This is a genomic window from Ideonella livida (assembly GCF_010499455.1).
In the GTDB taxonomy this organism is placed as follows: domain Bacteria; phylum Pseudomonadota; class Gammaproteobacteria; order Burkholderiales; family Burkholderiaceae_C; genus Ideonella; species Ideonella livida.
This window is the reverse complement of the sequence record NZ_JAAGOH010000063.1, coordinates 1-8,802: the sequence shown is the minus strand read 5'-3', so window position 1 is coordinate 8,802 and position 8,802 is coordinate 1. Positions and strand designations below refer to the sequence as shown.

General features: G+C 72.2%; 8 protein-coding genes. 3 read left to right on the top strand and 5 right to left on the bottom strand.

The genetic code is table 11. The features are described 5' to 3' along the window. The 3 genes from G3A44_RS22855 to G3A44_RS22845 form a co-directional block, all read left to right on the top strand. The coding region (locus G3A44_RS22855) for a permuted SH3 domain-containing protein (protein WP_510587268.1) at window positions 1–385 on the top strand (385 nt) is incomplete at its 5' end. A 1-nt stretch (window position 386) separates the two neighbouring features. Further along, window positions 387–2,324, top strand: a complete 1,938-nt coding sequence (locus G3A44_RS22850) for a MacB family efflux pump subunit (RefSeq protein ID WP_163460063.1) — start codon at window positions 387–389, stop codon at window positions 2,322–2,324. Between the two features lie 5 nt (window positions 2,325–2,329). Then, window positions 2,330–3,763 (top strand): efflux transporter outer membrane subunit, encoded by a 1,434-nt coding sequence (locus G3A44_RS22845; protein ID WP_163460062.1) that lies wholly within the window; start codon window positions 2,330–2,332, stop codon window positions 3,761–3,763. Window positions 3,764–3,886: 123 nt separating this feature from the next. Here the strand turns inward: G3A44_RS22845 and G3A44_RS22840 are convergent, their stop codons facing one another. The 5 genes from G3A44_RS22840 to G3A44_RS22820 form a co-directional block, all read right to left on the bottom strand. Continuing rightward, window positions 3,887–4,573: a Fe2+-dependent dioxygenase gene (locus G3A44_RS22840; protein WP_163460061.1), complete on the bottom strand. Its 687-nt coding sequence runs from the start codon at window positions 4,571–4,573 to the stop codon at window positions 3,887–3,889. Window positions 4,574–4,670: 97 nt separating this feature from the next. Then, window positions 4,671–6,941 (bottom strand): TonB-dependent receptor, encoded by a 2,271-nt coding sequence (locus tag G3A44_RS22835; RefSeq protein ID WP_163460060.1) that lies wholly within the window; start codon window positions 6,939–6,941, stop codon window positions 4,671–4,673. A 174-nt stretch (window positions 6,942–7,115) separates the two neighbouring features. Further along, on the bottom strand, window positions 7,116–7,535 hold the full coding sequence (locus G3A44_RS22830; protein WP_163460059.1) for an ExbD/TolR family protein: 420 nt from the start codon (window positions 7,533–7,535) through the stop codon (window positions 7,116–7,118). A gap of 30 nt (window positions 7,536–7,565) precedes the next feature. Beyond that, window positions 7,566–8,348: a MotA/TolQ/ExbB proton channel family protein gene (locus G3A44_RS22825; RefSeq protein ID WP_163460058.1), complete on the bottom strand. Its 783-nt coding sequence runs from the start codon at window positions 8,346–8,348 to the stop codon at window positions 7,566–7,568. A 96-nt stretch (window positions 8,349–8,444) separates the two neighbouring features. Then, on the bottom strand, window positions 8,445–8,802 hold a 358-nt coding region (locus G3A44_RS22820), incomplete at its 5' end, for an energy transducer TonB (protein ID WP_163460057.1).

Here is an 8,802-nt window from a genome sequence, read left to right as displayed (position 1 = left end):
GGCGCCCCCGGCGCCGGCCCGTGTGCCGGCCGCCACGGTCCCCCCTGCCGCCGCCTCCCCCCGCCGCGCCGCCGTGCCGGTGGACAACCCACCCCGCCGGCTGCCGCGCAAGGCCACGGTCAAAGTCATGAAGGCCGACGGCCATACCGAGGAGCGTGAGGTGCTGCTGGGCGTGAGCAACCGGGTGCATGCCGAAGTGCTCTCGGGTCTGCGCGAGGGCGAACAGGTGGTGGCTGGCGTCAAACGCGCCGGCCAAGACCGCCAACGCCAGGGCGGCCAAGGCGCGCAGGGTGGCCAGGCCGGGCAGGCCGGTGCGGGTGGCCTGCAGGGCGGCATGCCCGGTGGTGTCCCCGGCATGGGCCCTGGCGGCCCCGGAGGCCGCTGAGATGGGCGCCCCGCTCATCCGCCTGCGCGGCATCACCAAGACCTACCAGCAAGGCGATCTGCAGGTGCCGGTGCTGCACGGCATCGACCTGGACATCCACGCCGGCGAGCTGGTGGCCATCGTCGGCGCCTCCGGCTCCGGCAAATCCACGCTCATGAACATCCTGGGCTGCCTGGACCGCCCCAGCACCGGCCAGTACCTGCTGGACGGGCGCGAGGTGGGCCCGCTGGCGCCCGACGAGCTGGCCACGCTGCGGCGTGACACCTTTGGTTTCGTCTTCCAGAGCTACCACCTGCTGGCCACCGCCACCGCGGCGGAGAACGTGGAGGTGCCCGCCCTGTACGCCGGCCTGCCACCGGCCCAGCGGCAAGCGCGCTCGGCCGAGCTGCTGGCCCGTCTGGGCCTGGCCGACCGCGGCCACCACCGGCCCAGCCAACTCTCCGGCGGGCAGCAGCAGCGGGTGTCCATCGCCCGGGCGCTGATGAACGGCGGGCGCATCGTGCTGGCCGACGAGCCCACCGGCGCGCTGGACAGCCGCAGCGGCGCCGAGGTCATGGCCTTGCTCAAAGACCTGGCCGCCCAAGGCCACACCGTGCTGCTGATCACCCACGCCCCCGAGGTGGCACGCCACGCCGACCGGGTCATCGAGATCCGCGACGGCCGCATCGTCAATGACCCCGGGCCACGCCCGGCCGCCGCCGCGCGGCCCCAGCCCCCCGCCCGCCCCACCGGCCATGGCCGCCCCCTGGCCGAGGCCCTGGAGGGCGCCGGCGTGGCCCTGCGCGCGCTGCGGGCCAACCTGTTCCGCGCCGTGCTCACGCTGCTGGGCATCGTCATCGGCGTGGGTTCGGTCATTGCCATGCTGGCCATCGGCGACGGGGCCAAGCAGCAGGTGCTCGACCGCATCAGCGCCATGGGCTCCAACCTGCTGCTGGTGCGCCCGGGCGCGCCCAACCAGCGGGGTTTCCGCAACGTCTCCACCCTGGTGCCCGCTGACGTCAAGGCCATCGACACCGAGGTGCCCAATGTGCTGGCCGCCGTGCCCGAACAGGAAAGCACCGTCACCCTGCGGCTGGAGGGCCGCGACCACAGCACGCAGGTGCTGGGCACCTCCTGGAAGTTTCCGCTGGCCCGCCAGTGGCAGCCGGCACAGGGCACCTTCTTCACCGAGGAGGACGAGACCAGCTATGCCACCGTGGCCGTGCTGGGCCAGACCGTGGCACGCGCCCTGTTTCCTGATGGCGAGGACCCGCTGGGCCGCTACGTGCTGGTCAACAACCTCATCTTCCAGGTGGTGGGGGTGATGGCGCCGCGTGGTGCCTCGCCCAACGGGCAGGACCAGGATGACGTGGTGCTGGTGCCCTACGCCACCAGCCAGCTGCGGCTCTCGGGCCAACGCTTCCTGCGCAACGTGACGGTGGCCGTCAAGGACGTGGCGCAGATCGACGCCACCCAGACGGCGGTGGAAACCCTGCTGACCGAGCGCCACGGCACCGTGGACTTCCAGATCCGCAACATGGCCTCCATCATCGACACCGCCAGCGAGGCCCAGGACACCATGACCGTGCTGCTGGGCGCCATTGCCGCCATCTCCCTGCTGGTGGGCGGCATTGGGGTGATGAACATCATGCTGGTCAGCGTCACCGAGCGCACCCGCGAGATCGGCATCCGCATGGCCACCGGTGCGCGCCGGCGCCACATCCAGCAGCAGTTTCTGGTGGAGGCGCTGGTGGTCACCGCCCTGGGCGGCGCGGTGGGCGTGGCCGGCGGCCTGGGCACCACCGCCCTGATCGCCGCGTTCGGCACCCCGGTGCAGTACGCCCTGGCCCCGGTGCTGCTGGCCTTTGGCTGCGCCTTCGCCACAGGCCTGGTGTTTGGCTGGTGGCCGGCGCGGCGCGCCGCCCGGCTGGACCCGGTGGTGGCCCTGGCTTCGGAGTGAACAACATGAATCTGCCTTCTTGCCTGCCCCTGGCGGCCCTGGCCGCCGCCGTGCTGGCCGGCTGCGCCGCCACCGCCCCGGGCGACGCCCTGCCCGGTGCCACCCCCCTGCCGCACGGTGAGCGCCCCGCCGTGGCCCTGCCCGTGCGCCTGGACGATCCTGGCCTGGGCTTGAACCCTGCAGTCCTGGCCCCACCGCCACCCGACTGGTGGGCAGGCTTCCAGGCGCCGGCCCTGGTGGACCTGATGCAGCAGGCCGAGGCCGGCAGCGCCACCCTGGCGCAAGCACTGGAGCGCCTGCGTCAGGCCGAGCTGAGCCTGCGCCAGACCCAGGCCGCCGCCGGCCCCAGCGTGGGCTTGAGTGCCGGCGCCAATGCCCGGCGCAGCGCCGCGGCGGGCGGCGACTGGGCCGCCACCCGCAGCAGCAGCCTGGGCCTGTCGGCCGGCTACGAGCTGGACCTGTGGGGCCGCCTGGCTGCGGATGAGCAGGCCGCGCAGGCCACCGTGGCCCAGCGCGGTTTTGACCTGGCCAGCGCCCGCCTGAGCCTGCAGGCCAGCGTGGCCACCGCCTGGCTCAACGGCCTGGCCAGCGCCGAGCGCCTGCGCCTGGCGCGCGACAACCTGGCCTTGGCCGAGCGCCTGCTGGCCATCGTGCAGGCCCGCCACCGTGCCGGCGTGGCCACCCCGTTGGAGGTGGCGCAGCAACAGACCACCGTGCTGAGCCAGCGCGCGGCCCTGCTGCCCCTGCAACTGGCCCAGCGCCAGTACGCCACGGCCCTGGCCCTGCTGCTGGGCCGCACCCCGCAGGACTACACGCCGCCGGTCCACCCCTGGGCCCAGCTGCAGGTGCCGGCGCCGGCCCTGGTGCAGCCGGCCGAGCTGCTGCTGCGCCGGCCGGACCTGGCCGCGCAAGAGGCCCAGCTGGGGGCCGCGCAGGCCAATGTGGCCGCCGCCCGGGCCGCGCTGCTGCCCAGCCTGAGCCTGTCGGCTGGGGCCAGCCTGGGCAGTGACACGCTGTGGGTGCTGGCCGACCCCAGCCGCGCCCTCTCGCTGGGCGCCTCGCTGGCCTACACCCTGTTTGACGGTGGCCAGCGCCAGACGGCCGTGGCCCTGAGCCAGTCGCAGCGCCAGGTGCTGGTGCTGGGGTACGGCGAGGCGCTGCGCGCCGCGCTCAAGGAGGTGGACGACGCCCTGGGCGGCGCGGAGCGCCAACGCCAGCAGACCTTGGCGCAGGCCGAAGTGCTGGCCCAGGCGCGGCGCGCCCTGGCGCTGGCCGAAGCCCAGTACCGTGCCGGCAGCGGCAACCTGCAGGCGGTGCTGGAGGCGCAGCGCACCGTCTTCTCCGCCCAGGACGGCCTGACCAGCCTGGAGCTGGCGCGCCTGAGCGCGGCCGTGGAGCTGTTCCGCGCCCTGGGCGGCGGCTGGCGGTTGCAGGGCTGAGCGGCGTGCGGGCCTGGGCCGTCGGCGATGCACCCGGCGGTGCCGCCGGTGCTGGACCGGCACGACGCGCTGAGCCTGGCGCACGGCGCCCGGCCTATGGCCTAGGCCCCTCGGCGCAGGGGCTCAGGTCTCGGCCCACATGCGCAGCAGGTTGTGGTACGTGCCGGCCAGGCGCACGCTCTCGGGGCTGTCGCCGTGGCGCTCCCGCAGGCGCATCAGGCTCATGTCCAGGTCAAAGAGCAGGCGGCGCTGCTCGTCGCTGCGCACCATGCTCTGCACCCAGAAAAAGCTGGCCACGCGGTGGCCGCGGGTGACGGGCTCCACCCGGTGCACGCTGCTGCTGGGGTAGAGCACCAGGTCGCCGGCGGGCAGCTTGACCCGTTGTTCACCAAAGGTGTCTTCGATGACGAGGTCCCCGCCGTCGTACTCCTGCGGCTCGGCCAGGAACAGGGTGCAGCTCACATCCGAGCGAACCTTCTGCCCGTCGGCGCGCGAGTGCATGACGGCGCCGTCCACGTGGTTGCCGTAGCAGTTGGTGTCGCCGCCGTAGCGGTTGAACAGCGGGTTGAAGATCTTGCGCGGCAGGGCCGCGGAGAAAAACAGCGGGTGCCGGTGCAAGGCCGCCAGCACCAGGGCCTGCAGGCGCTGGCTGGCGTCGCTGTCCTGGGCCAGCTGCTGGTTCTGTTTGGCCTGCACCGCCTGGGGGCCGGCGCTGGTGCGGCCGTCCACCCAGGGGGCCTGGGGCCCGGCCAGGGCGCGCGCCTGCTGCAGTTCGTCGGGGGTGAGCACGTTCTCGATGTGGAGCAGCATGGCGGCGGGTCCTGGCGGTGGGCTGGGAAGGGTCTGCGCCCCGGGGCCTGGCGGCCGCGGGGCGCAGGGCGGGCGCACGCAGGCGCCCGGCGGGGGCTCAGTAGAAGGTGCCCTTGACGGTCAGCTGCACCTTGCGCGGGGCGCCCGGGGTGTAGAAGCCGCGGTAGAGCGCATCGGCGTACAGCTCGTCGGTCAGGTTGCTGACGTTGAGCTTGGCGCTGTAGCGCTCGCTGAAGGTGTACTCGGCCATGGCGTCCACGGTGGTGAAGGCCGGGGCGATGACGTGGCGCGAGCCCTCGGGGTTCTGCTCGCCGCTGTAGTTCAGGCCGCCGCCCACGCGCCATTGCGGGCTGAGCTTGTAGGTGCTCCACAGGCTGGCGCTGTGCTTGGGCGTCAGGCCCGGGCGGTCGCCTTCGACCTGGGCGCCGGTGCTGGTGGCGTTGAGGGCCACGTTGCTCTCGTCAATGCGGGCCGAGGGGATCCAGGTGTGGTTGTAGAACACCTCCCAGGCGGGCGTGACGCGGCCGGCCAGGTTCAGCTCCAGACCGGTGGCGTGGCGGCGGCCCGACAGCAGCTCCTGCGTGGCGGCGGTGTCGGGGTCGGTGTTGCGCTCGTTGTACTTCTCCGAGCGGAACAGGGCCAGGCCCAGCAGGGCGCGCTGGCTGAACAGGTCCCACTTGGCGCCCAGCTCGATGTTGCGGCTCTTCTCGGCCGGGGTGTTGGCCACGCGGCTGCTGGGCGAGCCCACCGCGTACTGGTAGGTGTCACCCGAGGTGTTGTAGGACGTGCCGTACGAGAAGTAGTAGTTGCTGGCCGCATCCGGCTGGAACATGGCGCCCAGGCGCGGGCTCCACAGCCGGTCGGTGCGCTCAAACGAGGTGGCCGGGGTGACGGTGCCGTTGGCGGCGGTGGTCTCCGCGGTCTGGTAGCGGGCCTTGAACAGGTCCATGCGCAGGCCGGCCAGCAGCTTCCACTGCGGCGTCAGGCTCAGGGTGTCCTGCACGTACACGCCCAGGTTGCGGGCCTGGAAGCTGTTGAGCTTGGGGTCGGCGCGGGTGTCGGCCACGCTGGCGCCGTCGTTGGGCGTGCCCACGGTGGTGCTGGGGTAGGTCAGGCCGGTGGTGTAGCTGTTGATGCGCTGGGCGTCTTCGTCCACCACGTCCAGGCCGGCCAGCAGTTCGTGCTCCAGCCCGGCGGCGGCGAACTTGCGGCTGTAGTCCGACTGCAGCGAGGTGATGTCACTTTCGGCGTACCGGCCCTTGGGGCTGCGGCTCAGCAGGGTGGCGTCGCTGACGTTGCTGGCGGTGGTGGTGGCGCCATTGGTGGTGCCCCAGCGGATGGCGCTGACCAGGATGTCGCGCTCATAGGTGCCGTGGCGCACGCGGGTGCTCAGCTCGCCGCCGTCGCCAAAGCGGTGCACATGGCCCAAGGTGAGCTGGGTGTTGTGGCCCTGGTGGTAGTCGCTGGCCAGGCCGTAGTAGTTCTTGGCGGCCAGCACGGGCTGGATCTCGCCCACGGCCACGGTGCTGCTGCCCACGGTGCGGGTGTCCGACAGGAACCAGGGGTGGTTGTAGTTGGGCCGGTTGTCGTAGGTCAGGTGGTACAGGCCCACGCTGAACTCGTCGGTGGTGCCGATGCCCCAGCGGTAGGTCGGGGCGATGCCCTTCTTGTCCACGCTGGCGCCCCAGTTGTCGGCTTGCTGGACCATGGCGTTCACCCGCAGGCCGGCGTTCTCACCCATGCCCAGGTTGAAGTCGCCGGTCAGGCGCTTGTCGTTGCCGCTGCCCACGGTCAGTGCCACTTCATGCTGGTCCATGGCAAAGGGTTGCTTGCTCACCTGGTTGACCACGCCGCCGGTGGAGCCGCGGCCAAACAGCATCGAGGCCGAGCCCTTGAGCACTTCCACGCGGTCGTAGTTGAAGGTGTCGCGCTCGATCACCGGCGAGTCGCGCATGCCGTCGATGTAGATGTCACCGGCCTGCTGCAGCGAGAAGCCGCGCAGGCGCACGTCCTCTTCGCCGGTCTCGCCGGCCAGGAAGGTCACGCCGGCGGTGCTGCGCAGCACTTCCTTGAAGTCGTCCAGGTTGCGGTCGTTCATCAGCCGCTCGGTCAGCACGGTGACCGACTGCGGGATGTCCTTGACCGCCTGGGTGCCCTTGCCGATGCGGGTGGTGGCGGGCTTGAGGGTGTCCTTGCCCTGCTCGGTCTCGGCGGTGGCGGTCACGCGCACGGTGGGCAGCACCGCGGTGGGCGCGTCGGCCGGGGTGGCCTGGGCGTGGGCAAAGCCAGCGGCCAGCGCGCCCAGGGGCAGCAGGGTGGAGGCGGCCACGCGCGGCAGCGGGCGGCGGTTCGGACGGGGAGAGGTCATGGAGTCTTCTCGGTGTGTCAACAACAAGGCAATGACGCACCTTCCGGCCCTGGGCTGGCGGCGGCGGGCTGGGAGCGGCAGACGGTGCGCGTCGGGGAAATCTGGCGAGCTGGGGGCTGGCTGGACCGGCGTGGCGGGCCCCGGGGTGTCAGAGGGGCCCGCGGCGCTGTCCCGTCAGCGCGGCTCGGGCTGGCTCACGAAGCCGACCTTGCTCAGGCCGGCCTTGCTGGCGTCGGCCAGCGTCTCGGCCACGCCCTGGTAGGGGGTGGCATGGTCGGCCCGGAGATGGACTTCGGGCTGCGGCTGGCGCTGGCCCTCGGCCAGGAAGCGGCGGGCGGCCTCTTCGCGGCTGACCGCCTCGCCGTTCCAGAAGCGCTGGCTCTGGGCGTCGATGGCGAAGTCGATCTTGTCGGGCTTGACGTCGTTGGCGCTGGAGTCGACCTTGGGCAGGTCCAGCTTGACGGCATGGGTCAGCAGCGGGGCGGTGACGATGAAGATCACCAGCAGCACCAGCATCACGTCGATGAGCGGGACCATGTTGATCTCGGCCACCGGGGCGCTGCCGCCCTTTTTGTCGAACGAGGCGAAGGCCATGCTCGGGTTCTCCGGTGAGGGGGGCGGCGCTCAGGCCGAGGCGGTCTTGCCGGCGCCGATGGCGCGCACGTTGTTGGCGCCCACGGTGGGGGCGGCCTGGCCGGCGCTGGGCGCTTCGCCCAGGGTCAGCAGGCTGTGCAGCTCAAAGGCGAAGGCATCCAGTCGACCTGAGAGCACCCGGTTGCCACGGGTGAAGGCGTTGTAGGCCACCACCGCCGGGATGGCCACGGCCAGGCCGATGCCGGTCATGATCAGCGCCTCGCCCACCGGGCCGGCCACCTTGTCCAGGGTGCCGGCACCGCTCATGCCAATGGCCAGCAGGGCGTGGTAGACGCCCCAGACGGTGCCGAACAGGCCCACGAAGGGCGCGGTGGCGCCCACGGTGGCCAGGGTGGTCAGGCCCGATTCCAGGCGGGTGGTCTCCTCATCCAGCACCTTCTTGATGGTGCGGGTGATGTACTCACTGGCGCTGCCGGCCTCGGCCAGGCGCGAGGCGCCGTGGCGGGCGTGGTGGGCCTGGGCGTGCAGGGCGTGGGCCGAGAGGTGTGAGAACGGGTCCTTGGCGCCGTGGGTGCTGATCTCGTGCTGCACCTGGTCCAGGGTGGAGGCGTTCCAGAAATGATTCAAGAAAGTGTCGCTGCGGCGCTGGCGCAGCCACTGCGCCAGGCCCTTGCCGATGATGATGGCCCAGGAGGCGGCCGACATCAGCACCAGCAGCACCAGCAGCGTCTTGCCCACGGCGTCGCTCTGGCTGATGAAGTGGGCAAAGCCCTGGGTCTGCACGACGGTGGCGGCGGTGGTGGTGGTGTCCATGATCGGGTCTTGAGGAAAGGCGTTTCAGCGGGGCGGTGAAGACGGGGAAAGGACGTGGGCGGCGCAAGAGCCGGGACTGACCGGGCGCAGGTCCGCTCAGTCCAGCTGGTACTGCAGCGGGGCGATGGCCATGGCCTCGACCGGCACGCCGTTGTCCAGGTAGGGCGAGAAGCGGGCGGCGCGCATGGCGGCCAGGGCCTGCTCGTCCAGGCGGGCATGGCCCGAGGACTGGTGCAGCGTGACCAGGCGCGGCCGGCCCTGGGTGTCCACCACCACCTTGACCAGCACCGTGCCCTGCTCGCCACTGCGGCGCGAGGCCAGGGGGTACACCACCTGCGGCGGTGCGGTGTAGCGCAGGGCACTGGCCGGGATGAGCTTGGGCGCGGCCGGGGCGGCCGGCGGCGCCGGCGGGGCGGGCGGGGCCGGTGGGGCGGCCGGTGCGGCCACCGCCACG